This is a genomic window from Streptomyces sp. NPDC093089 (assembly GCF_044754405.1).
In the GTDB taxonomy this organism is placed as follows: domain Bacteria; phylum Actinomycetota; class Actinomycetes; order Streptomycetales; family Streptomycetaceae; genus Streptomyces.
Genome location: NZ_JBIVPA010000009.1, coordinates 163,397 through 185,359, shown reverse-complemented (window position 1 = coordinate 185,359; position 21,963 = coordinate 163,397). Strand labels below are relative to the sequence as shown.

The 21,963-nt window shown below is 75.8% G+C and carries 18 protein-coding genes; 7 read left to right on the top strand and 11 right to left on the bottom strand.

Annotated features, from left to right (window positions below; translation table 11 throughout):
* Nucleotides 1-50: 50 nt before the first annotated feature.
* Complete coding sequence (locus ACIQFX_RS22280) at nt 51-812, bottom strand: NADPH-dependent F420 reductase (RefSeq protein WP_402466537.1); 762 nt, start codon at nt 810-812, stop codon at nt 51-53.
* Nucleotides 787-1,737 (bottom strand): AraC family transcriptional regulator, encoded by a 951-nt coding sequence (locus ACIQFX_RS22275; RefSeq protein WP_402466022.1) that lies wholly within the window; start codon nt 1,735-1,737, stop codon nt 787-789. The genes ACIQFX_RS22280 and ACIQFX_RS22275 overlap by 26 nt, the downstream gene beginning before the upstream one ends.
* Between ACIQFX_RS22275 and ACIQFX_RS22270 the strand changes: the two genes are divergently transcribed.
* Nucleotides 1,736-2,221, top strand: coding sequence for a DUF2000 family protein (locus ACIQFX_RS22270; RefSeq protein WP_402466019.1), 486 nt, complete (start codon nt 1,736-1,738; stop codon nt 2,219-2,221). The two genes, ACIQFX_RS22275 and ACIQFX_RS22270, sit on opposite strands and share 2 nt — an antisense overlap.
* A gap of 217 nt (nt 2,222-2,438) precedes the next feature.
* Nucleotides 2,439-5,432 (top strand): AAA family ATPase, encoded by a 2,994-nt coding sequence (locus ACIQFX_RS22265; protein ID WP_402466015.1) that lies wholly within the window; start codon nt 2,439-2,441, stop codon nt 5,430-5,432.
* Here ACIQFX_RS22265 and ACIQFX_RS22260 read toward each other — a convergent pair.
* Nucleotides 5,414-7,072 carry a serine/threonine-protein kinase gene (locus tag ACIQFX_RS22260; protein ID WP_402466535.1) on the bottom strand — a complete coding sequence of 553 codons (1,659 nt, stop codon included), beginning with the start codon at nt 7,070-7,072 and terminating at the stop codon, nt 5,414-5,416. The genes ACIQFX_RS22265 and ACIQFX_RS22260 overlap by 19 nt on opposite strands.
* A 53-nt stretch (nt 7,073-7,125) precedes the next feature.
* Nucleotides 7,126-8,598, bottom strand: a complete 1,473-nt coding sequence (locus ACIQFX_RS22255) for a hypothetical protein (protein WP_402466012.1) — start codon at nt 8,596-8,598, stop codon at nt 7,126-7,128.
* 422 nt (nt 8,599-9,020) lie between these two features.
* On the opposite strand from ACIQFX_RS22255, the gene ACIQFX_RS22250 reads away from it, so the two are divergent.
* Complete coding sequence (locus ACIQFX_RS22250; protein WP_402466009.1) at nt 9,021-11,015, top strand: SpoIIE family protein phosphatase; 1,995 nt, start codon at nt 9,021-9,023, stop codon at nt 11,013-11,015.
* 93 nt (nt 11,016-11,108) lie between these two features.
* Here ACIQFX_RS22250 and ACIQFX_RS22245 read toward each other — a convergent pair whose 3' ends face one another.
* Nucleotides 11,109-11,735, bottom strand: coding sequence for a DinB family protein (locus ACIQFX_RS22245; RefSeq protein WP_402466007.1), 627 nt, complete (start codon nt 11,733-11,735; stop codon nt 11,109-11,111).
* Between the two features lie 81 nt (nt 11,736-11,816).
* Nucleotides 11,817-12,302, bottom strand: a complete 486-nt coding sequence (locus ACIQFX_RS22240) for an Lrp/AsnC family transcriptional regulator (RefSeq protein ID WP_402466004.1) — start codon at nt 12,300-12,302, stop codon at nt 11,817-11,819.
* A 404-nt stretch (nt 12,303-12,706) separates the two neighbouring features.
* On the opposite strand from ACIQFX_RS22240, the gene ACIQFX_RS22235 reads away from it, so the two are divergent.
* Nucleotides 12,707-14,209, top strand: a complete 1,503-nt coding sequence (locus tag ACIQFX_RS22235) for an FUSC family protein (protein ID WP_402466001.1) — start codon at nt 12,707-12,709, stop codon at nt 14,207-14,209.
* 225 nt (nt 14,210-14,434) lie between these two features.
* Nucleotides 14,435-15,484, top strand: coding sequence for a lactonase family protein (locus tag ACIQFX_RS22230; protein ID WP_402465999.1), 1,050 nt, complete (start codon nt 14,435-14,437; stop codon nt 15,482-15,484).
* A gap of 83 nt (nt 15,485-15,567) precedes the next feature.
* Here the strand turns inward: ACIQFX_RS22230 and ACIQFX_RS22225 are convergent, their stop codons facing one another.
* On the bottom strand, nt 15,568-16,491 hold the full coding sequence (locus ACIQFX_RS22225) for a sirohydrochlorin chelatase (protein ID WP_402465996.1): 924 nt from the start codon (nt 16,489-16,491) through the stop codon (nt 15,568-15,570).
* Nucleotides 16,492-16,635: 144 nt separating this feature from the next.
* Nucleotides 16,636-17,631 carry an N-acetylglucosamine kinase gene (locus tag ACIQFX_RS22220; RefSeq protein ID WP_402465993.1) on the bottom strand — a complete coding sequence of 332 codons (996 nt, stop codon included), beginning with the start codon at nt 17,629-17,631 and terminating at the stop codon, nt 16,636-16,638.
* 72 nt (nt 17,632-17,703) lie between these two features.
* On the opposite strand from ACIQFX_RS22220, the gene ACIQFX_RS22215 reads away from it, so the two are divergent.
* Nucleotides 17,704-18,381 (top strand): uracil-DNA glycosylase, encoded by a 678-nt coding sequence (locus ACIQFX_RS22215; RefSeq protein WP_402465991.1) that lies wholly within the window; start codon nt 17,704-17,706, stop codon nt 18,379-18,381.
* A gap of 25 nt (nt 18,382-18,406) precedes the next feature.
* On the opposite strand, the gene ACIQFX_RS22210 is transcribed toward ACIQFX_RS22215, so the two are convergent.
* Complete coding sequence (locus ACIQFX_RS22210) at nt 18,407-19,489, bottom strand: WD40/YVTN/BNR-like repeat-containing protein (protein ID WP_402465988.1); 1,083 nt, start codon at nt 19,487-19,489, stop codon at nt 18,407-18,409.
* Between the two features lie 121 nt (nt 19,490-19,610).
* Entirely contained in the window at nt 19,611-20,693 is a 1,083-nt protein-coding gene (locus tag ACIQFX_RS22205; RefSeq protein WP_402465985.1) for an NADH:flavin oxidoreductase/NADH oxidase, read from the bottom strand.
* Between the two features lie 123 nt (nt 20,694-20,816).
* On the opposite strand from ACIQFX_RS22205, the gene ACIQFX_RS22200 reads away from it, so the two are divergent.
* Nucleotides 20,817-21,194, top strand: coding sequence for an ArsR/SmtB family transcription factor (locus ACIQFX_RS22200; RefSeq protein WP_402465981.1), 378 nt, complete (start codon nt 20,817-20,819; stop codon nt 21,192-21,194).
* 99 nt (nt 21,195-21,293) lie between these two features.
* On the opposite strand, the gene ACIQFX_RS22195 is transcribed toward ACIQFX_RS22200, so the two are convergent.
* Nucleotides 21,294-21,938: a DUF305 domain-containing protein gene (locus tag ACIQFX_RS22195; protein ID WP_402465978.1), complete on the bottom strand. Its 645-nt coding sequence runs from the start codon at nt 21,936-21,938 to the stop codon at nt 21,294-21,296.
* Between the last annotated feature and the right edge of the window lie 25 nt (nt 21,939-21,963).

Here is a 21,963-nt window from a genome sequence, read left to right as displayed (position 1 = left end):
ATTGGACGCGGATTCCAGTAACGGGGCGGGAGCCGCCCTGGGGCGGGAGGTCAGCCGCGGAAGCCCTCGGGGCGCTCGGGCGAAGCCTCGGCGAGGGCCTTCGTCACCGCGTCCACGCCCTCGCGGAGCCCGTACACCGGGGTGTCCGGCTGCTGGCGCCAGGAGTCGTCGATGCCGCCCGCGTCCACGGTGTCGAAGCCGAGCTCGTCGATGAGGCGCCGCACCCGCTCCTTCGCCGCCGCGTCGTCGCCGGCCACCGGCAGGGCCAGCCGCTCCGGGTCGCCGGCCGGGCGCGGTCGCTCCAGGATGTCCTCCGCGTAGGTGCCGTTGAACGCCTTGACCACCGGGTGGCCGATCTGGCGCTCGGTCCAGCGGCTCTCCGTCAGGCCCTCGTCCTCGATGGCGGCGATGCGGCCGTCGCGCTCCCGGGGGTAGTAGTTGCCCGTGTCGATGACGGCGAACCCGTCGGCGGCACCGTCGAACAGCCCGGACGGCAGGTCGGGAACGTTCTTCAGCGGGACGGTCACGACGACGACCTCGGCGCCCCGCGCGGCCTCGGAGGCGGCGACCGGCGTGGCCCCCGTCTCCGCGGCGAGCGCGCCGAGGGTCTCGGGGCCGCGGGAGTTGGCCACGGAGACCTCGTGCCCCAGGGCGGTGAGGCGACGGGTCAGGTTGCCGCCGATGTTGCCGGCGCCGATGATGCCGATCTTCATGCTGCTTCCTTCTGCTCCGGCCGACCGCTCCGACGGACCTCGTCCCGGGCCGGCTTCCTCGGGGTACGTCCGGTCAACCCGCCGCGGGGCTCCCGCGATTCCCCGATCGGCGCGCGGATCCCGAATCGGCCGGATCAGTACGGTCCGGGGTCGGGCCCGGCTCCGACTCCGGCGTCGCGCCCCGCTCCGGCGTCGTCTGCGCCGATGGTGTCGGTACGCGTACCCCGGCCTCGTTCTCCCGGGCGAAGCGCCCGGGGGTGGTGCCCACCAGCCGCTTGAACGCGCGTGTCAGATGCGACTGGTCGTAGAAGCCGGTCGCGGCGGCGACCTCGCCCGGGGCCTGCCCGTCGAGCAGCAGCCGGCGGGCGCGGTCGAGCCGGCGGGCCGTCAGGTACTGGTGGGGCGCGATGCCGAAGGCGCCGCTGAACGCCCGTACCAGGTGGGCGGGATGGGCGTGCAGCAGCCCCGCCGCCTCGTCCAGGGACAGCCCCTGGGGCAGCCGTTCGTCGAGCAGGTCCCGCAGGTCGTGGGCCACACCGGGATCGGCGGGCCGGGCGCGGGCCACGAGCCGGGGCCGCAGGTGCTCGCGCAGCCGTTCGCCGATCAGGGCGAGCCTGCTCTGTGCCTCCAGAGCGCCGCCGGGGTCCGCGAGCGCCGTGTGCAGCTGCCCGACGCGCCGGCGCAGCAGCGGGTCGATCAGGTCGGGCCCGTCCACCGCCGGCCCGATGAAGCTCTCGTCCAGCTGGCTCAGGTCCAGGTAGAGGACCCGCTTGCGGAAGCCGCGCGAGGTGGCGGGTGAGCCGTTGTGCGGGATCTGCGGCGGCAGCAGCGACACGGTGTCGTCCGGGGTGCCGCGCTCCCGCCGGTTCAGGTCGTAGCGCACGGCGCCGTCGTCGACGATCAGCAGCGTCCACACGTCGTGGACGTGCATGGGGTAGGCGTGCTCGGTGAAGTGCGCGTGGAAGACCTCCACGACCCCCGGCACGTGCGGCCGCCACGCCGAGATCTCCTGCCTGGCGGGCATGCAAAGAATGTACAAGACGGCGCGGGGGCCCGGTCGGCACTCTCGGGGCATGACGACCACCGACACCGCGCCCGTCCGATTCGACACCAAGATCGCCGTGCTGCTCCGCGAGGACCTGGAGACCTGGCAGCGGCTCAACGTCACCGCGTTCCTGGTCAGCGGCCTCGGCACGCAGCTCCCCGAGCTGGTCGGCGAACCGTACGCCGACGCCGACGACGTCCCCTACCTGCCCATGTTCCGCCAGCCCGTCCTGGTCTTCGAGGGGACGAAGGAGACGCTGACCGCCGCCCACGCCCGCGCCCTCTCCCGAGCGCTGCCCCGGGCGGTCTTCACGACCGACCTCTTCACCACCGGCAACGACCGCGACAACCGGGCCGCCGTACGCGCCGTGGGCACCCACCACCTCGACCTCGCCGGGATCGCCGTCCACGGGCCGCGCAACGCCGTCGACAAGGTCCTCAAGGGCGCCCGCATGCACCCCTGACGGCCGTTCCGTACCGCCGGAACCACCGCCCCTCCCCGGCGACTTCGAGCCCGTTCCACCCGCCCCGCTTCCGCCCGGCCCCGGCGCGGACCCCTCCGCCAGGCCCCCTCGGCAGGTGCTGACGGACTCGTTGTCGGTGGCGTGCCGTACAACTGGGAACCGGGGAAAATCGGGACGGTACACCGCAGGACGTACGACCGTACGGGGGGACTGGTACGTGGAGACATTCGGGGACCGGGGGTGCGAGGGTCGCGCACCCCTCGTCGGGCGGGCCCGGGAGCTCGACCGGCTCGACGCGCTGCTGCGCCGACGGGCCGGGGGAGAGGGGCCGGTGGCCGTCGACGTCACCGGCGACCCGGGCATCGGCAAGACCCGCCTGCTCGCCGAGTTCGCACTGCGCGCCCGCCGCCGCGGCACGATCGTCCTGCACGGCCGTTCCGGGCCGGGAACGGAACCCGGCACGCCCTTCCACGTCTTCGCGGACGCCTTCGCCGACCTCGATCACCGGGACCGCGCCACGGCACCGGACCTCGCCGCGCTCGCGGACCTCGTGGACCTCGCGGACCGCGTGGAGCCGCCGCTCGTCCCGGCCCGGGACGGAGCGGCGGCGACCGACGGCTCCACGGCCGGCCGGGCGCGCCGCGTGCGCCGGATCGCCGCCGCCCTCGGGCGGGTCGCGGACCCCGGGCTCGTGGTCGTCCTCGACGACCTGCACGGCGCGGATCCGGCGTCCGTGGAGCTCGTCGACCACCTCCTGCGGCATCCGGGCCGGGCACCCGTCCTCCTCGTACTGGCCCGCAGGGAGCGCCAGACGCCGCCCGAGCTCGCGTCCGTCCTGGCCCGCGCCGTCGACGCGGGGACCGTCTCCCCGCTGGCCCTCGGGCCGCTGGGGCCGCAGGAGTGCGCCGAAGGACTCGCCCCCGGACTGCCGCCCGAAGCAGCACGGGAGGTCCACCGCGCCAGCCTCGGCGTCCCGCTCTACTACCGGGCGCTCGCGGCCGCGCGCACCGGCCGGGGCGAGGCGGCCAGGACCGGACCGGTGGCGGTGCTCCTCGACGAACTGACCCCGCTCGGCACGGCGGAACGGGCCGTCGTCGAGGCCGTCGCCGTACTCGGGGACCGCGCGACGGCCGAACTGGTCGCGGCCGTCGCCCCGCCCGCCCCCCAGCGCATGGAACGGGAGGACGTCGACGGGGCCTTGAGGGCACTCGCCCGCCGCGACCTCGTCCGGCCCGACGAACACGGACACCGCCTCGCGCTGCGCCACCCCGCCCTGCCCGAACTCGTGCGCGGCGCGCTCGACCCGTGGCGGCGCCGCGCACTGCACCGACGGGCCGCGACCGCCCTCGCCGAAGCCGGAGCACCCCTGACCGAGCGCGCCCCGCACCTGGTGCGGGCCACGACGGCGTGGGACCCGGCCACCGCAGCCGAACTCGTCCAGGCCGCCGACCTGATCGGCGCCGCCGACCCCGCGCGCGCCGCCGACTGGCTCGCCGCCCTCCTCGACCTGCTCCCCGACGCCCCCGAACACCGTTCCTCCCGAAGGGACCTGATGCTCCGACGGGCCCGCGCCCTGGGGTCGGCCGGACGCGTCGCCGAGAGCCGGGACCTCCTCCACCGGCTCATCGACGCCTGCCGCCCCGACGGGCCGGCCGCCCCGGGCCACGGCGGCGGACGCGCCGACGCGCGCCACGGCGAGGACGACGACCCCGCCGCCACGGCGGAACTGCGGACCTCGGCCGTACTCCTCTGCGCCTTCATGGAACGGCACCTCGGCCGCTACCCCGAGGCCGACGCCCTCCTCCGCCGCGAACTGGAACGCACCCCCGGACCCCGGTCCGACCTGCGGACCTGGCTCGTCGTCGAATGGGGCTGCCGCGCCCTCTTCGCCGCCCGCTACCCGGAGGTCCGCCCCCTCGTCGCGGGCACCCTCGACGAGGCCGGGGCGCGCGGCGACGAGCCCGGCACGGCCGAGGTCCTCACCCTGGCCGCACTCGGCGAGGTGTACGAGGGGGAGACCGCCGCCGCCCGCGTCCACGCCGCGCAGGCCGCCGCGCTCACCGACGCCTTCACCGACGGGGCCCTGGCCGGCCACGCCGAGTCGCTCGTGCGCCTCTGCTGGGCGGAGGTCTTCCTGGAGCAGTACGGGGCGGCCGAGCGCCACGCCACCCGGGGCGTCGACATGGCCCGCCGCGCCGGCCGCCCCTTCGCGCTCTCCCAGCTCCTCCTCTGCTCGGCGTACGTCCACTTCCTCACCGGCCGCGTCGGCGCCGCGCTCGACCTGGCCGACGAGTCCGTCGCGGTGGCCCGCGCCCTCGGCGGCGCCGAACTCCTCGGATTCAGCCGGGCGATCAGAGCCACCGTCCTCCTCCACGCCCGCCCCCTCGGCGACCCCGAGGCGCTGGCCGCCGCGGAGGAGGCCGCCGCCACCGTGGGGACGGCGGACGGATGGTGGGCCACCCAGACCCGCTGCCTGCTCGGCTACAGCATCCCGCTCGCCCAGGACCCGCACCGGGTGCGGGAGGTGCTGGTACGGGCGGGCGGCGACCGGGACCTCTCCCGGCTCCAGCCCTCGCTGCGCCCCGGCTACCTCGAACTCCTCGCCGGCGCGGCCCTCGCCGCCGGCGACCCCGCGGAGGCCGAGCGCGGGGCGCGGCTCGCCCTGACCGAGGCGGACCGGCTCGGCCTGCCCGTCCAGCGGGGTGCGGCCCAGCGAGCCCTGGGCCGGGTCCTCGCCCGGCGGGGCGAACCGGCCGCGGCGGCCAGGGCGTTCATCGACGCGGCCCGGGAGAGCGCCCGCTCGGGCGCCGCCGTGCGCGAGGCCCACAGCCTGCTGCTCGCGGCCCCCGAGCTGCACGCCGCGGGCGACGGACCGCGGGCGGCCGCGGTGTGGCGAAGAGGCCGCAGACTCGCCGCCGAGGGCGGGGCCCGGATGCTGGTGGACCTGGCCGACCGCACCCGGCCGGCCGGCCCGGTGGGCGCGGCCGGGGGACGGCTCGCCGTCCTCACCCCGCGCGAGCGCGAGATCTCGGCCCTCGTCGCCGAGGGGCTCACCAACCAGGCCGTCGCCGACCGGCTCTGCCTCAGCCCGCGCACGGTCGAGAGCCACGTCGCCCGGGTCTACCGCAAGACGGGGGTGGAGACCAGGGCCGGACTCGCCTCGCTGGTGGTGCGGGCCGGGACGGGCGGCGGTCAGTTCTCGCGCGGGTAGGTGGTGATCACCCGGCCCTTCGCGTCGGCCTTGAGATAGGCGGAGCCGTACGTGTCGGACAGGTAGACGCTCAGTCCGGGACCGCTGCCGAGGAGCGTCGAGGCCGGATTCACGACGAGATAGCGGCTCGTCGGCTCGGCGACCCCCAGGTCCTTCTCGGCGCGCTTCAGGAGCGCCGGCAGGGCGTCCCAGTCGAAGGCGTCCAGGTCGGTCGGCACGGTGCCGGGGAACGCGGTGCCACCGGCCCCCTCCCGGACGGCCACGTCCTCGCCCCGGTAGACGTACCGGTCGTAGCGCTTCGTGCTGCCCTTGACGACCGCCTCGGCCACCGCGTACTCCGGGTACACGACGAAGCCGGTCACCTTGGCGCCGCCCGAGGCCGCCTGCACCGCGGCGACGGCCGCCCTCACCCCGTCGGGGGTCAGCAGATCGCGGGGCGCCTGGGGCGTCGCCGTCCTGCCCGGGGTGGCGGGAGCCGTCGTCCGCCGGCCCGACGGGCCCTGCTGCGCGGGAGGTGCCGCGGTGTGCCCGTCGGCCTTCTCGTCCGCCCGCCAGTCCCAGGCCGTCGCGCCGACGGGGATGCCGACCGCGAGGATCACCACGGCCGCGACACCCAGGAACCGCCGCCCGCCGCGCCGCCCGCCGCCGGTACGCGCGGATGCGGGGACCGTGGCGGGCGCCGACTGCGCCGACTGCGCCGACTGCGACGGGGGCGCCAGGTGGAACGAGGTCGCGTCCGCCGACCCCGCCCCGCCGCCCGCCAGGCCCGGCGCCGCCGGTCCCGGGTACGGCGCCGCCGGTCCCGGGTACTGCGCCGCCTCCGCGGGCGGCCGCGCGTCCCGTACCCCGGACGCCTCCTGACGCGCCGCCGGGTCCCCCGACACGACGGCGGCCAGGGCGCGGTCGAACTCCTCCGCGCCGGGGCGGGCCGAAGGGTCGCGCACCAGCACACGATCGAGCAGACCGGTCAGCGCGCCGGCCCGCAGCGGAGGGGGCACGTCGTCGGAGAGGACGGCCGCGAGCGTCGCGAGGGTGTTCTCGCGGCGCAGCGGGTGGCGGCCCTCGACAGCGACGTACAGGAGCATGGCCAGGGACCACAGGTCGGCCGCCGGCCCGCTCGTGCCGCCCCGGATCCGCTCGGGCGCCATGTAGTCCGGCGATCCGATGATCGAGCCCGACGCGGTCAGGACGGTGGACTCGCGGATCGCCGCGATGCCGAAGTCGGTGAGCACCGGCCGGCCGTCCGGCCGCAGCAGGACGTTGGCGGGCTTCACGTCACGGTGCTCGATGTCCCGCTCGTGGGCGGCGCGCAGGGCCGACAGCAGCTCGCGGCCCAGCCCGGCGGCCTCGGCGGGGGTCATCGGGCCCCGGTCCAGCCGGTCCTGGAGCGAACCGCCGGTGACGAGCTCCATCACGATCCACGGGTACGTTCCCTCGCCCGCGTCCACGATGTGGTGGATCGTCACCACGTTGGGGTGGTCGATCCGGGCCAGGGCGCGCGCCTCGCGCAGCACCCGGGCCCGCAGCGTCCGGGCGCCCTCGGTGTCGTGTTCAGCCAGCGCGGGGTCGGGGGGACGGACCTCCTTCACCGCCACGTCACGGTGGAGGGCCAGGTCGCGGGCGCGCCAGACCGTTCCCATGCCGCCGCCGCCGAGCCGCTCCACCAGCTCGAAGCGGCCGTCGATCACTCTGTTCACACGCACCTCTGTACTCGGTTCCTCGCGGCGACTCCGGTGTCCGGCCCGGACCCGCCCACGTCGCCGTACACGTTCACCTGATAGCTCCCCGGCGGCCCGTACGGCTCCGGTAGCCCGCACAGTTCCGACCACGGACCGTACCCACCGGAGCCGTCCGCGTCCCCGGCGGGGGCGGCCCGGCCGGCCGTCCCGGCGACGGCGCGCGCGTGCGCCGCCCGACGGCCCAGCGCCTCGGCGTGCCGAGGATCCTCCCACCGCCCGGCCCGCGCCGCCGCGACCGCGTACCCCCGCGCGGCCCGCCCGGCTTCGCCCAGACCCAGCGCGCAGTGGGCCAGCCACGCCCCCGCCCGTACGAGCGCCGCCTCGTCGCCGTCCTCCGCGAACCCCGACAGGGCCTCTTCGAGCAGGGCCGCCGCCTCACGGAAGCGGCCGGCCCCGGCGTACACGCAGCCGAGCCGCAACCGGGCGAGCGCGCCAAGGCAGGGATCCACCGCCGCACCGCCGGTCAGCCGGACCGCCTCCGTGAGGAGCGGCACCTCCGCGGGCAGTCCGCCCGGGGCGCCCCCCGCCCCGCGCGGGTCCTCGGCCGTCCGGGCGAGCGCGAGGCACAGCCGGGCCCGGTCGCCGCGGCGGAGCGAGGTGCCGGAGCCGTCGGTCGGAAGGGCGGACCGGAGCAGCGCGGCCGCCTCCTCGCGGGCGCCCGTGGAGCGCAGCACCCCGGCCAGGAGCAACTCGGACTCCACGGCTCCCCACGGCAGTCCCCCGGCGCGGTGGCCCGCCACGGAGGCCCGCAGGTGGACGATCGCGGCCGCCGGGTCGTCGGGCGCGGTGATCCGGCCCAGCAGCCCCCGGACGTCGGAGAGCGGGCCCGGCACGGCGGGGTCCGCCCGGTGCGGTGCGGCGAAGGCGATCAGCCGCCCGAGCTCCTCGCGCAAACCCGCCGCCCCGGCCGCCGGGTCGGGCGCCGCGCCGAGGAGATCCGCGCGCGCCCGGGCCCGCAGCAGGAACACGGTCGTCGCCTGGGCCACGGTGACCCGCCCGCTCCGGCACAGGCCGGCGGCCCGCTCGCACAGCCCCGTGAGCTCGGCGCGGGCCGCGTCCCCCGCGGCCTCGCCCGCCAGCACCGACCGCGCCCGGGAGACCAGCGCCTTGCCGGGCCGCCCGGCCCGCTCGTGCAGCTCGGCCGCCCAGGAGAACAGCGGCCCCGCCGCGGGCCGCGCCCTGCCCCGGCAGTCGAGCGCCGTCGAGTCCAGGGCGTCCGCGTGGTCCCCCGGCGTGATCGTCCCGCCCGCGCGCCGCAAGGCCGCCGCCGCCCGCTCCCACGCGCCGCCCGCCGCGGGGTGCCCTTCGGCGGTCAGCCGCCGGGCCCGGTGCAGCAGGCCGCGGGGGTCCTCCGGCCCGCCCCCGCCGGACCCCCGCGCGTACGGCGGCACACCGAGACGGACCTCGTCGGGCGAGCGGCTGGTCATGCGGGGCGCTCCGGGGAGAAAGGAGAGGGAGAGACGGGCAGAAAGGGGGAGGGGAGAAGGGGTGCAGGGGGCTGGGGTGGGGGCGCCGGAGTGAAGGCCGGGGGAAGGAGCGGTACGGCGACGGGTCCCGGGCACGGGTGGTGTGCGCGGTCCCGCGTACACCACCCGGAACGGGGCATACGCAGAGGTCGGACCGACTCTCCCAGGCCGACTCCGCCCCGCGCATCCGTAGAACTACGCAACCGCGCGGTCCATCGATCGGGCGCACTGCGCAGGGCCCGCCGTCGGGGACTCGGCTAGGGTGAATCGACAGGGATTGCGCCCCCTGGGGCCAGGCCGATGCGTAGGTCGATGCGTTGGAGACTCACCAGTCGTCGAGCAGGGTTCCGCAGCCGCCCCGGGCGGCTGTCGGGGACGCGGGCGTGCTCCGCGAGCTGCTGCCGATCGCCCTGTGGCGGGAGGACGCCGAGGGCCGGATCGTCGAGTGGTCGCTCGCCGCCCAGGACCTCCTCGGACACCGCCCCGAGCACGTGCTCGGACGGCTGGCCACCCCGCTCCTCGTCCCCGACGCCAACCGTGAGCTGGCCGAACGCCTCACGGACCGCGTCCAGGCGGGCGAGACCATGGTCGGCACGCTGCCGGTGCGCCACCGCGACGGCCACACGATCGCCATGGAGATGTGGATCGTGCCCGCCGCCGACCCGGAGGGGCGGCCCGGAGCGATGCTGATCGCGGTGGAGACCTCCGAGGTCCTGCGGATGCGGGAGAACCTGGCGGCGATGGAGAGCCTCTTCACCCAGTCGCCGATCGGGCTCGCGCTCCTCGGCCCCGACCTGCGCTTCCTCCGGGTGAACGACGCCCTCGCCCGGATGAACGGGATGCCGGCGGCGGAGCACGTGGGCCGCCGCCTCACCGAGGTCGTGCCGGGCGTCAACGCCGTCTCGCTCGAGTCGCTGATGCGCCAGGTCCTCGACAGCGGGACCGCCGTCGTCGACGCCCGCCGGGTCGGCCGTACCCCCGCGGACCCCGGCCGGGACCACATCTGGTCCTGCTCGTACGCGCCGCTCCTCGACCGGACCGACAGCCGGTCCCTGGGACTCATCGCCTCCCTCGTCGACATCACCGAGAGCCAGGAGGCGCACATCGAGGTCGAGCGGGCCCGGCACCGCTTCGCCCTCCTCGCCGAGGCCGGCGCCCGCATCGGCACGACGCTCGACCTGAAGCAGACGGCCGAGGAGGCGGTCCGCTTCCTCGTGCCCCAGCTCGCCGACTCCGCCGACGTGCAGATGCTGGAGGCGGTCCTCGAACCGGACGATCCGGCCGCCTCCACCCGGGGGGTCCTCCGGCGGCTCGCGGCCCGCTTCCCCGACCCGACCGCGCCGACGTCCCTCCTCGCCGCGGGGCAGACCTTCCAGATCCCGCTCGACTCGGTGTACGAGCAGGTCGTCCTCCGGGGACGGCCGACGAACCTCTACTCGTCCGACATCCCGGAGCTCTTCACGGACCCCCGCACCGAGGCGCTCCGCACCTACCTGGCCACCCGCATCGGCTCCGCGCGCCTGGTGCCCCTGGTGGCCCGCGGGCAGGTGCTCGGCGCGGTGACCGTGACCCGGCTGCGGACCCGTGAGCCGTTCGACGCGCAGGACTGCGTCCTCATCGACGAGGTCGTCGCCCGCGCCGCCCTCAACATCGACAACGCCCGCCTCTACACCACCCAGCGCGAGGCGGCGATCACCCTCCAGCGCAGCCTCACCAACAACGACCTCCCGGACGTCACCGGGCTCGAACTCACCGGCCGCTACCTGCCCGCCAGCGCCCACGACGTCGGCGGCGACTGGTTCGACGTCATCGCCCTGCCCGGCGGCCGGACCGGCCTGGTCATCGGCGACGTCATGGGCCACGGCATCCACGCGGCGGCCGTCATGGGCCAACTCCGCACCGCGGTGCGGACCCTGGCCCGCCACGACATCCCGCCGGCCCGGATGCTCAGCTCGCTCGACGCCGTCGTGGCCGACCTCGGCGAGGACGAGATGGCGACCTGCGTCTACGCGGTCCACGACCCGGCCGACGGCGGCTGGACCATCGCCCGCGCGGGCCACCCGCCGCCCGCCGTGGCCACCCCCGACGGCACCGTCGCCTTCCTCGACGGCCCGCCCGGGACCCCGCTCGGCACCGGTGCCCACGACTTCGGCACGGAGGAGGTCACCCTGCCCGAGGGCGGGCTGCTCGTCCTCTACACGGACGGCCTGATCGAGGCCCGCGACCGCGACCTCGACCAGGGCATGAGCCAACTGGCCCGGGCGCTGCGGCCCGTGACCCGCCCCCTGGACACGCTGTGCGACGAGGTCCTCGGGCGGCTCCTCGCGGGACCCGCCCAGGACGACGTGGCGATGCTGATCGCCCGCACGACCCGCTGACCACGCGCACGCGTACGGCTGCCCCGCGGGCAAGGGCGGTGGGTCAGCCACGCGTACGCCGGCCCGGCTGTCCCACGGGCCAGGGGCGGTGGATCAGGCTCCCGCTCGTCCGAGCCGGTGCAGGTCCCTGAGCAGGGCGATCTCCGCGCCGTGGTGCAGGAGCTCCTGGTTCACCCACCAGACGACGTCGAGGAAGAGCTCCTCCGGGTCGCTGCCGTGCGGGTAGGTGCAGTGCCCCACGGTGTCGAGGGCGGTGTCGTCGGCGGACAGCAGGGCGCCGCGCCAGGCGTCGGCGGCGGTGCCGAAGGCCTTGAGGGCGGTGGCGACGTCCCCGCTGACCTCGTAGTCGTCGCGGGTCAGGCGGTGGCTGCCGTTCGTGTGGTCGGCACGCAGCGCGAGCATTTCGGCGAGGTGGCTGAGCCGCCAGGCGATCGTCGTGAACGGCGCCGGCTCGGGGTGCGGCGGCGGCGTCGTGTCCCGGCCGAACTCACCCGCGCCCACGAGGAGGGTCGTTCCCGGCCCCGGACCGTCGGAGTGCCGGCGTACCGACCAGCAACCCGGCCCCGGCTCCCACAGGTACTCCTCGTCGGTCATCGGACCGACCCGCACGTCCGTGCCGTTCCCGCTGTCCATCAGCGGGCCCGCCATCCGGTCGGTCAGCCGCTGCCGCGCGAAGTCGAACTGGGCCAGCAGGGGAGCGAGCCGGGCGGGTACGGACATCAGGGGCTCCGGATCGAACGGGGACAGGGCGCTCGTACCCTGCCACACACCACGCCCGACCGCCCCCGAATAAACCGGAGTTCACGGGCGGGCGGTCCCCGCCCTCCGTCCGACCGCCTCGACCAGCGGCAGCAGCCGGTGCGCCACCCGCTCGCGCAGGGCGATCTCGGTGCGGGTCCTGACCACCCCCGGCAGTTGGATGAGCCGCTGGATGACGTCCTCCAGGTGCCCCGCGTCCCGCGCCACCACCCGGGTCAGCAGATCGCCGCCGCCGGTGATGGAGAAGGCCTCGACGATCTCCGGCACGCCGGCGAGCGCGTCGCCGACCTCGTCCAGGTGCCCCTGCGTCACCTCGACGTGCACGAACGCCAGCACCGGGTGCCCGAGCGCGGCCGGCGACAGGACCGGCCCCGTCGCCGTGATCACCCCGTCCCGCTCCAGACGGTCGATCCTGGCCTGCACGGTGCCCCGCGCCACCCCCAGGATCCGCGCGTACTCGCGCACGCTCGTCCTCGGCTGCTCGATGAGCAACCGCAGGATCCTGGTGTCGAGCTCGTCCACCGCCATCGTCCGACTGCCTCCTCTGTCCCCGCACGCCTCGACCGAACCGCCTCCGAACGGTCCCAATCCTCCGAACACCGCCCGAAGGCGTCCGAACGCCTCCGAACCGCGCTGATCCCCGACTGTACCCGTGTGCCGACGGCCAATGGCCCCGTCCGGTCAGTCACCCGAGCGGGGGACTGGGCCAATGGCCCACCCCTTCGTCCGGCGTTTGAGCCGATGCACCCCTTTCGGTTTATCCTTGTAGCCATCACATATTTTCGGCGCCGCGCAGCGCCGTCCGGCGACGAGGCCGGACCGGCCCGCGGTGCTTTCGTCGTGTCCGGGCCCCCGCCACCCCTGGGGAGCCCCGTGCGCGGTGAGGGAACAGAGCAAGGGGGGCGGGATTGGCCGCCGTGCGGAAGTACTTCATGGCTCCGGATCCGGGGCGGGTCAGGCTGAGGGTGTCGCTGCGGGCCGTGGTCGGCATCGCGCTCGCGGTCGCGCTGGCCGAGGTCCTCGGACTGTCCCTCGTCGCGTCGATCACGGCCGGTCTGGCCGCGCTGCTGGCCCTGTTCACCGTGGGTGACCCGACCGTGCGCCGGCAGGCGGTGACGACGGCGCTGCTGCCGACGGTCGGCTTCCCGGTGCTCGCCCTCGCGACCTTCCTGCACGACATGCCGCTCGCGCGCGACGCGGTGTGGCTGCTCGTGGTCTTCGCGGGGGTGTACGCGCGCCGGTGGGGGCCGCGCGGCCACGCCCTCGGCATCTTCGCCTTCATGCAGTTCTTCGTCACGCAGTTCCTGCACGCCCTTCCCGCGCAGCTCCCCGAGCTGTACGCGGCGGTGGCGCTCGCGCTCGCCGCCGCCGGGGCCGTCCGGTTCGGGTTCTGGTGCATCGAGCGCCGTGTGCCACCGCCGGCCGCGCCCGCCCCGCTGCCGGGGTCGGGGCTGGCCAGGGCGACCACCCGCCAGGCCGTCCAGGCCACGGTGGCCTGCGCCATCGCCCTCGCCGCCGGACAGCTGATCTCGCCCGACCGCTGGTACTGGGCCGTCGGCACCGCCTGGTGGATCTTCGTCAACACCGCCTCGCGCGGCGAGACGCTCGTGCGGGGCTTCCGCCGGGTCCTCGGCACGGTCGCGGGCATCGCCGCCGGCCTCCTGATCGCCGTCCCCCTCGGCGGCGCGACGGGCCCGACCGCCCTCCTCGTCGCCGTGTGCGTGTTCGGGATCTTCTACACCGCCCCGCTCTCGTACAGCTGGATGATGTTCTTCGTGACGGTCATGGCCGGCCTCCTCTACGGGCTGCTCGGCGTCCTGCACCCCGGGCTGCTGCTCCTGCGGTTCCAGGAGACGGCCGTCGGGGCGATCGGTGCGGCCCTCGGCGTGGCCCTGCTGCCCGTGACCACGCATGCGGCCACGAACGCGTGGATCGAGCGGGCGGTGACCTGCGTGCACACCTGCACGACCGCGGCCGCGCGCCGCCTCGCCGGGGATCCCGACGCCGATCCGGCGCCGCACGCCGGAGAGCTGGAGGTGCTGCTCGGCAGGGCGCGGCTGTCGCTCGCGCCGCTGGTGCACCCGCTGAGCCCGCTGCGGGCCAGGAAGGCGCGGGCGCGGCACGTGCTCGCGCTGCTGGACGACTGCGCGCGGGAGATCAGGGGACTCGCGGCGGTCGCGGCCGATCCGGACGCCTCGCACGACGCCCGGCTGGTGGCGGCGGCCTGGCGGGTGGAGGCCGCCGTGCACGCACTCGTGCCCTCGGACCGTGCCGTACGGGCCGAGGCGGAGGTCGAGGAGGCCGACGGGGTTCCGCGGCACCACCCGGGCGCCGAGACGGCCCTGGGGCACCTGCACGGGCTCGAGCAGGCGCTGGTCGACCTCGCGGCTCCGCTCAGGACCTCGCCCCGGGCCCCGCTGGTTCCGGCGGCCTGAGGAGGGCTGGGCGCTCGCACCTCCCCGTGCTCTCGGCCCCGCGCCCTGCTCCCTCGGGCCGGGGCCGCCCGGCTCCTGTAAAGCAGGACCCCGCCCGGCCCCCGCAAGACAGTCCTCACCCCGCCCACTTTGGTCTAGACCGCCTGCTACCGTCGGCCCGACGGACCACGAGGGCCGGTCGACCGCGACCGGAACCGGGGCAGGGGCCGGGACAGGGGAGGCGCCATGGGTGGCACAGGGGCGGTACGGGGCGGGACGCGCGCGTACATCGGATCGTTCACGTCGGCGGGCGGGCGCGGGGTGCTGGCCGCGGACGTGGACGAGGAGACGGGCACGCTGACCGTGACCGGAGCGAGCGACGCGGTCGCCGATCCGTCGTTCCTCGCGCTCGCGGGAACCGTGCTGCACGCCGTGTCCGAGACGGAGGCGGGCGCCGTGGCGGCCTTCGACGTCAGCGGGGCCGCGCCCCGGCCGCTCGGCGAGCCCGTCCCCGTCGGCGGGGCGGCCCCCACCCACCTCGCGCTCGCGGCCGGCCACCTCCTCACCGCGAACTACACCTCCGGCAGCGTCACCGCCCTGCCGCTGGCCGAGGACGGCACCGCGCGACCCGCCGCGGCCGTCCTGGAGCACGAGGGCCGCGGCCCCGTCGCCGACCGCCAGCGCGGCCCGCACGCCCACCAGGTGCTGCCCGACCCCAGCGGCCGCTGGGTGGTCAGCGTGGACCTCGGCACCGACTCCGTGCGGATCTGCGCCCTCGACCCCGGCACCGGGGCGCTGACCCTCCACGGCGAGACGGCGCTGCGCCCGGGTACCGGCCCGCGCCACCTCGCCTTCCACCCGGCCGGCACGCACGCGTACGTCCTGAACGAGCTGGAGCCCACGCTCACGGTCTGCCGCTGGGACGCCGCGGAGGGTGTGCTCGAACCCCTCGGCGAGACCGCCGTCGTCCCCGAGGGCACCCCCGGCCCCAGCTACCCCTCCGAGGTCGTCGTCGCCCCCGACGGCCGCTTCCTGTGGGCCGCCGTGCGCGGCGAAGACACCCTCGCGGTGCTCGCCCTCACCCCGGACGGGAGCCGGGCCGAACTCGTCGCCACCGTCCCCTGCGGCGGCCACTGGCCGCGCGACCTGGCCCTCGACCCGTCCGGCCGGCGCCTGTACGCGGCGAACGAGCGTTCCGGCGACGTCACCTGGTTCACCCTCGACCCGGACACGGGCGTCCCGTCCCGCGCGGGCGCCGTCGAGGCTCCGGCGGCCTCCTGCGTCGTCTTCGGCTGACGGTCGCTCCCCGGGGTACGACGAAGGGCCCGCGCCGGACGATTCCGGAGCGGGCCCTTCCGTGCGACGCGAGGGCGCGGGCCTCAGAGCGAGGGGGCGTCCTGCGGCTGCTGCGGCGGGATGCCGAGGGCGGCCGTGTACTGGGTGAGGACCAGCTTGCCGATGGCCGGGTAGGCGCCCAGCGGTTCGGCGGCGGCGCACCCGGCCTCCTTCGACGCCACGTCCAGGAGACCGTCGGCCAGCTCCGGGCCGATCAGGTACGGGGCGAGTGCCAGCTGCTCCGAGCCGGCGGCGCGCAGCTGGTCGGCGATGGAGGTGATCGAGCCCTCCTGGTCGAGCGCGGCGGCCATGACCGGCACGGCGAGGCGCGCGGCGAGCAGCATGCCGGTGATGCCGGCGGCCTGCACGGCCTCCTCGCCACCGACGGTGGCCAGGATGATGCCGTCGGCGGCCGTGGCGACCGTGAACAGGCGGGCGCGGTCGGCCCGCGCCAGACCCGCCTCGGACAGGCGCACGTGGAGCGCCTCGGCGAGCAGCGGGTGCGGACCGAGGACGTCGGTCAGCTCGGCCGTGTTGCCGGCGTCCATGACGGCCTGGCGGACCAGGCGCATCTGGGCGCTGTCCGGGCCCGCGAGCAGCGGGACCACGACGGCGGACGGACCCGTCGGCGCGCTGACCTCGCGGCCGGCGGCCACGGCCAGCTCGTAGCGCTCGGCGCGCAGCGCGGAGACCGACGTCAGGACGGTCGCGAGCGAGGGGTACTCGGTGTCGTCGCCCTCCAGGAAGCCGATCGCGGCCTCCAGGCCGGGCAGCTCGGAGCGGGCGATGCTCACGACCTCTTCGGCCAGCGAGCGTATGGCGGCGGAAGGCACGCCGGGAACTGCGAGAACCAGCGCGGGAGCGCCCTCGGGCGCCGCCGCGGGTTCGGGGCGACGGTGCCGCCCGGACTGGCGGGGTCGAGGCATTCGTACAGGCAGGCCGGAAGCAGGCCCAGTGGGGGAGCTCATGGCGCCGCATGCTACTGGTTTCGTCCACGGCGCCGTCGGCTGAGGTGCTGTCGCGCGCCTTCTGCCCCCGTATGTCCGGTCCCGATGCCGCCACCGCGCCCTCCACCCCGCACACCGGCCCCCACCTGGGCGGATACCCGGGCCTTACGCCGCTCCGCCCCCGAACAGGCGCAGCAGCGCGGGGTCCTCCGGAAACCGCAGTGTGCCGCCGGCGAGCGCGGCGGCGAGCGCGACCGCCCCGTCGAGCGGATCCCCGGCGGGAGCGACCGTGCGGGCGTGCGGGACCAGCTCCCGGAGCGCCGCGCGCAGTGGGGCGAGCAGCGGCTCGCCCATCTTGAACAGGCCCCCGGTCAGCGCCACCACCGCCCCGGGCCCGCCGGGGCAGGCGGCCTCCGCCGCCTCGGCGATGTGGACGGCCGCCCGCGCCAGGATGCCCGCCGCCACCGGATCCTCCGCGGCGCAGCGCCCCACCTCGGGGGCGAACGAGGCGAGCACCGCGGGTCGGTCCGTACGGGGGTAGAGGGCACCCGGCAGCCCCGCGGCCGGTCCGAACAGCTTCTCGGCCCGGACCAGGAGCGGCGCCGAACCGCCCCGCCGCCCGTCGTACGCGCGCATCGCCGCCTCCAGCCCGGCCCGGCCGATCCACGCCCCGCCGCCGCAGTCGCCGAGCAGGTGTCCCCAACCGTCGGCCCGACGCCACGACGCCAGGTCCGTACCGAGCGCGATCATCCCCGTCCCGCCCGCGACGACCGCCCCCGGCCGCTGCCCGAGCGCCCCGGCGTACGCCGTGACCGCGTCCGCCGCCAACGCCACCCGCCGCACTCCCCACGCCCCGGCGAACGCCCCCGGCAGTTCCGCCCGCAGCTCCTCTCCGAGTGTGGCCATTCCCGCGGCCCCCACGGCGACCGCGAGCACCGGCCGCGGCCCGTGCGGCTCCAGGAGCGCGCCGACGGCCGGCAGCACCTGCTCCAGGAAATGCCCGGCGGAGATCCCACCGGGGCCGGTCCGCACCGGCACCCGCGAGGCCACCGTGTCGAGCACCACCCCGCCCGCCGCCTCGGCCAGGGCGATCCGGAGTCCCGACCCCCCGGAGTCGACGCCGACGACCAGGCCCTCGGGGCGCTCGATTGCGGAATCCACGGTGCACCGTCCTCGCTGCGGGTGGAGAAGGAGAAGCTGCGTTGTCACTGTAGGCCGGTAGAGTGACGGACCGTGACAGCGCGACCGTTGAACGAACTGGTGGAGCCCGGTTGGGCGGAGGCCCTGCGCCCCGTCGCGGGGCGAGTGGCGGAGATGGGCGACTTCCTGCGGGCGGAGATCGCCGCGGGACGTACGTACCTGCCGTCCGGGGCGAACGTGCTGCGGGCGTTCCAGCAGCCCTTCGACGAGGTGCGGGTGCTGATCGTGGGTCAGGACCCCTATCCGACGCCGGGGATGGCGATGGGGCTGAGCTTCTCGGTCGCGCCCGAGGTGCGGTCGCTGCCCGGGAGCCTGGAGAACATCTTCCGGGAGCTGCACGGGGACCTGGGCCTGCCCCGGCCGTCGAACGGTGACCTGACGCCGTGGGCGCGCCAGGGCGTGCTGCTCCTCAACAGGGCGCTGACCACGGCACCGCGCAAGCCCGGCGCGCACCGGGGCAAGGGCTGGGAGGAGGTCACCGAGCAGGCCATCCGCGCCCTCGCCGCCCGCGGGAAGCCGCTGGTGTCCATCCTCTGGGGCAGCGACGCCCGGCGGGCCCGCCCGCTGCTCGGCGACCTGCCGGCCGTCGAGTCGGTGCACCCGTCGCCGATGTCGGCGGACCGCGGTTTCTTCGGCTCGCGGCCGTTCAGCCGCGCGAACGACCTGCTCCTCAAGCAGGGCGCGGAGCCCGTGGACTGGCGCCTGCCCTGATTCCGAACGGGGGCGGCGGGGTGTCTCAGACGACCGCCGCCCGTACGCAGAGGACGTCGGGGAGGTGCTCGGCGAGGAGCTGCCAGGTGTCCCCGTCGTCGGCGCTGGCGTAGACCTCGCCGTTCCGGTTGCCGAAGTAGACGCCCGCGGGGTCCGCGTCGTCCGTGCAGAGGGCGTCGCGCAGGACCGTGCCGTAGTGGTCGCCCTCGGGCAGGCCCCGGGTCAGCGGTTCCCAGGTGGATCCGGCGTCGGTGGTGCGGTAGACGCGGCAGCGTCGGCCGGCGGGGACGCGGTCGGAGTCGGCCGTGATGGGGAAGACGTAGGCCGTGTCGGGGCGGTGGGGGTGGGCGGCTACCGCGAAGCCGAAGTCGGAGGGCAGGCCCGAGCCGATGTCGGTCCAGTGGGCGCCCGCGTCGTCGCTGCGGAAGACGCCCCAGTGGTTCTGGAGGTAGAGCCGGTCCTTGTCGCCCGCGTCCTGGGCGATCTTGTGGACGCACTGGCCGAACTCCGGGTCGGGGTCGGGGAGGAAGACGGCGGACACCCCCTGGTTGGAGGGCGCCCAGGCGGCGCCGCCGTCGCGGGAGCGGAAGACGCCCGCGGTGGACACGGCGACGGTCAGCGCGTCCGGGTCGCGCGGGTCGGTGACGACGGTGTGGACGGCCTCGCCGCCACCGCCGGGCACCCACTTCGAGCGGGTGGGGTGCTCCCAGAGGGGGCGGACGAGCTCGAACGACTCCCCGCCGTCGCCAGACCGGAAGAGCGCGGCCGGCTCCGTCCCCGCGTACACGACGCCGGGGGAGTGCTCCGGTGCCGGGTGCAGCTGCCAGACCCGCTCCAGTGAGGCGCCGGTGTTTTCGGGGAACTTCACGGCGGGCCGGGCCGGTTCGGTCCAGCTCCTGCCGAGGTCGTCGGAGTGGAAGACGGAGGGTCCCCAGTGGGCGCTGTCCCCGCCCACGAGCAGGCGCGGGGTCGGCCGCCGGGTGTCGATGGCGACCGAGTAGACGGCCTGGGCGGGGAACTCGGGATCGTCGAACTCCCATCGGCCGTCGTGCCTGCGGCCGATGAAGAGGCCCTTGCGGGTGCCTACGGTGAGGAGTACGTCGGGCATGGCTGCCACCTCCAGGACGCCGTTGTCTCGGACAGTGGCCAGTCTGCACCCGCCCACTGACAACGCCCTCCGGACACACCCGGCGCCGGGGTGCCCGGGGCGGGGCGCGGTGCCCGGGCGGTCAGATCGCCCAGGCGTACGGGGCCGGGGCGTGCGTCTCGGCGCCGAGCTCGCGGGCGGCGCGGCGGGGCCAGGAGGCGTCGCGCAGCAGTTCGCGGCCGAGGAGGACCGCGTCGGCCTCGCCGTTGGCGAGGATCTTCTCCGCCTGCCCGCTCTCGGTGATCAGGCCGACGGCGGCCACCGGAAGCCCGGTCTCCGCCTTGACGCGGGCGGCGAAGGGCACCTGGTAGCCGGGGCCGACCGGGATGTCGGCCGGTCCGCCGTTGCCGCCGCTGGACACGTCGAGGAGGTCGACGCCGTGCTCGCGCAGGAGTGCGGCGAAGCGCACGGTCTCGTCGATCGTCCAGCCCTGCTCCTCCAGCCAGTCGGTGGCGGAGATGCGGAAGAAGACGGGCAGTTCCTCGGGCCACACGGCCCGCACGGCGTCGACGACCTCCAGGGCGAGCCGGGTGCGGTTCTCGAAGGAGCCGCCGTAGGCGTCCGTGCGGTGGTTGCTGTGCGGGGAGAGGAACTCGCCGATGAGGTAGCCGTGGGCGCCGTGCACCTCGACGACCTCGAAGCCCGCGTCCAGGGCCCGGCGGGCCGCGTCCGCGAACTGGCCGGTGATCTCCCTGATCCGCTCGACGGTGAGCTCGGTCGGCACCGGGTAGCCCTCGGCGAACTCGACCGGGCTGGGGGCGACGGGCTGCCAGCCGGGTCCGTCCGGCGCCACGGGGCCGCGGCCCTCCCAGGGGCGGTTGGTCGAGGCCTTGCGCCCGGCGTGCCCGATCTGGATGCCGGGCACGGTGCCGTGCTCCTTGAGGAACCCGGCGATCCGCCGGAGGCCCTCGGTCTGGGCGTCGTTCCAGAGGCCGAGGTCCGCGGGGCTGATCCGGCCCTCGGGGGCGACGGCGGTCGCCTCGACGAGGATCAGTCCCGCGCCGCCGGTGGCGCGGGCGGCGTAGTGGGCGAAGTGCCAGTCGCCGGCGACGCCCGTGTTCGGCCCGGTCATCTCCGCGGAGTACTGGCACATCGGCGCCATCCAGGCGCGGTTGGGCACGGTCAGCGAACGCAGGGTGTAGGGCCGGAACAGGGCGACGCTCATGACGGACTCCGTTTCTGGGTGCCTCGAAGACGCTCGTACGATACGCATCGTAGTACGGCACCTGTCAAACTACGAGAGGTCTCGTACAATGGGCGTCATCCCGGATGAAGTGGAGCCGCCGCCGTGACGACCACGACCAGCCCCCGCGCCCTCGAACACCCCGAGCGCCAGCAGATCCGCCTCGAAGTGGTGCTGCACGCGCTCGCGGACCCGGTGCGCCTGCGGATCGTGCGGGACATGGCGCGCGAGGGCGCGGAGCTGAGCTGCTCGTACTTCGACCTCCCGGTGACCAAGTCGACGACCACGCACCACTTCCGGGTACTGCGCGAGAGTGGCGTGATCCGGCAGGTGTACCGCGGCACGGCCAAGCTCAACGCCCTGCGCGCGGACGACCTGGACGCCCTCTTCCCCGGCCTCCTCGACGCCGTCCTGGCGGCGGCCGGCGCCCAGGCCGGGCGCGACGACGAGGACGGGCACGGGGGTGGGGGCGGGGCGGCCTGACGCCCGTGCCGCACCCTTGCCCGGCGGTCCCGTCGGTGGTCGCGCCGCGGCCCGCCCCGGCGGCCTTCCCGCCGGATCCGCAGCTGGTCCGGGCCGTCCCTACAGGGATCGCATCCGGTTGATCTCCGAGGTCTGCTGGGCGATCACGTCGTTGGCCATCTCCTCCACGAGGACGTTGTTGCCGTCGGTCAGGACCTCGGCCGCCATCGTCACGGCGCCCTCGTGGTGCGTGATCATGAGCTTCAGGAACAGGTCGTCGAAGACCTTGCCCTTCGCGCTGCGCAGCTCCGCCAGTTGGGCCTCGGTCGCCATGCCCGGCATCGAGTGATGGTCGTGACCGCCCTGCGGGCGCGGGCCACCGTTGTTTTTCAGCCAACCCTCCATCGCGCCGATCTCCGGCTGCTGGGCCGCCGCGATCCGCTCGGCCACCTTCTTGACCCGGGGGGAACCCGCCCGCTGCGGGACGAGGGCCGTCATCGTCAGTGCCTGCCGGTGGTGGGCGATCATCATCTGCGCATAGCGGAAGTCCGCGCTGTTGGGGCTGTCGTCGGGCAGCAGTCGGGCGGCCTCCTCGGGGGAGATCCGCCGGGCCGGTTCGCCGGGCTTGCCCGGCGCCACCACCGAGGTGCCCGAGGAGCCCTTGGCCTGTGGCGCGGCCGAGTCGGACCCCGACTCGCAGGCGGCCAGGGCGAGTACGGCGGCGGCCAGGGCCACGGCGGCGACGACACGCTGACGGCGGATCAACAACACGACCTCCAGCTGTTCTTAC

What these genes read in the sequence shown, in the direction of transcription:
- ACIQFX_RS22210 (WP_402465988.1), bottom strand. Translation starts at nt 19,489, where the DNA reads ATGCCCGACGTACTCCTCACCGTAGGCACCCGCAAGGGCCTCTTCATC.
- ACIQFX_RS22245 (WP_402466007.1), bottom strand. Translation starts at nt 11,735, where the DNA reads ATGTCCGTACCCGCCCGGCTCGCTCCCCTGCTGGCCCAGTTCGACTTC.
- ACIQFX_RS22260 (WP_402466535.1), bottom strand. Translation starts at nt 7,072, where the DNA reads ATGGGAACGGTCTGGCGCGCCCGCGACCTGGCCCTCCACCGTGACGTG.
- ACIQFX_RS22255 (WP_402466012.1), bottom strand. Translation starts at nt 8,598, where the DNA reads ATGACCAGCCGCTCGCCCGACGAGGTCCGTCTCGGTGTGCCGCCGTAC.
- ACIQFX_RS22275 (WP_402466022.1), bottom strand. Translation starts at nt 1,737, where the DNA reads ATGCCCGCCAGGCAGGAGATCTCGGCGTGGCGGCCGCACGTGCCGGGG.
- ACIQFX_RS22230 (WP_402465999.1), top strand. Translation starts at nt 14,435, where the DNA reads ATGGGTGGCACAGGGGCGGTACGGGGCGGGACGCGCGCGTACATCGGA.
- ACIQFX_RS22225 (WP_402465996.1), bottom strand. Translation starts at nt 16,491, where the DNA reads ATGAGCTCCCCCACTGGGCCTGCTTCCGGCCTGCCTGTACGAATGCCT.
- ACIQFX_RS22205 (WP_402465985.1), bottom strand. Translation starts at nt 20,693, where the DNA reads ATGAGCGTCGCCCTGTTCCGGCCCTACACCCTGCGTTCGCTGACCGTG.
- ACIQFX_RS22235 (WP_402466001.1), top strand. Translation starts at nt 12,707, where the DNA reads ATGGCTCCGGATCCGGGGCGGGTCAGGCTGAGGGTGTCGCTGCGGGCC.
- ACIQFX_RS22270 (WP_402466019.1), top strand. Translation starts at nt 1,736, where the DNA reads ATGCAAAGAATGTACAAGACGGCGCGGGGGCCCGGTCGGCACTCTCGG.
- ACIQFX_RS22240 (WP_402466004.1), bottom strand. Translation starts at nt 12,302, where the DNA reads ATGGCGGTGGACGAGCTCGACACCAGGATCCTGCGGTTGCTCATCGAG.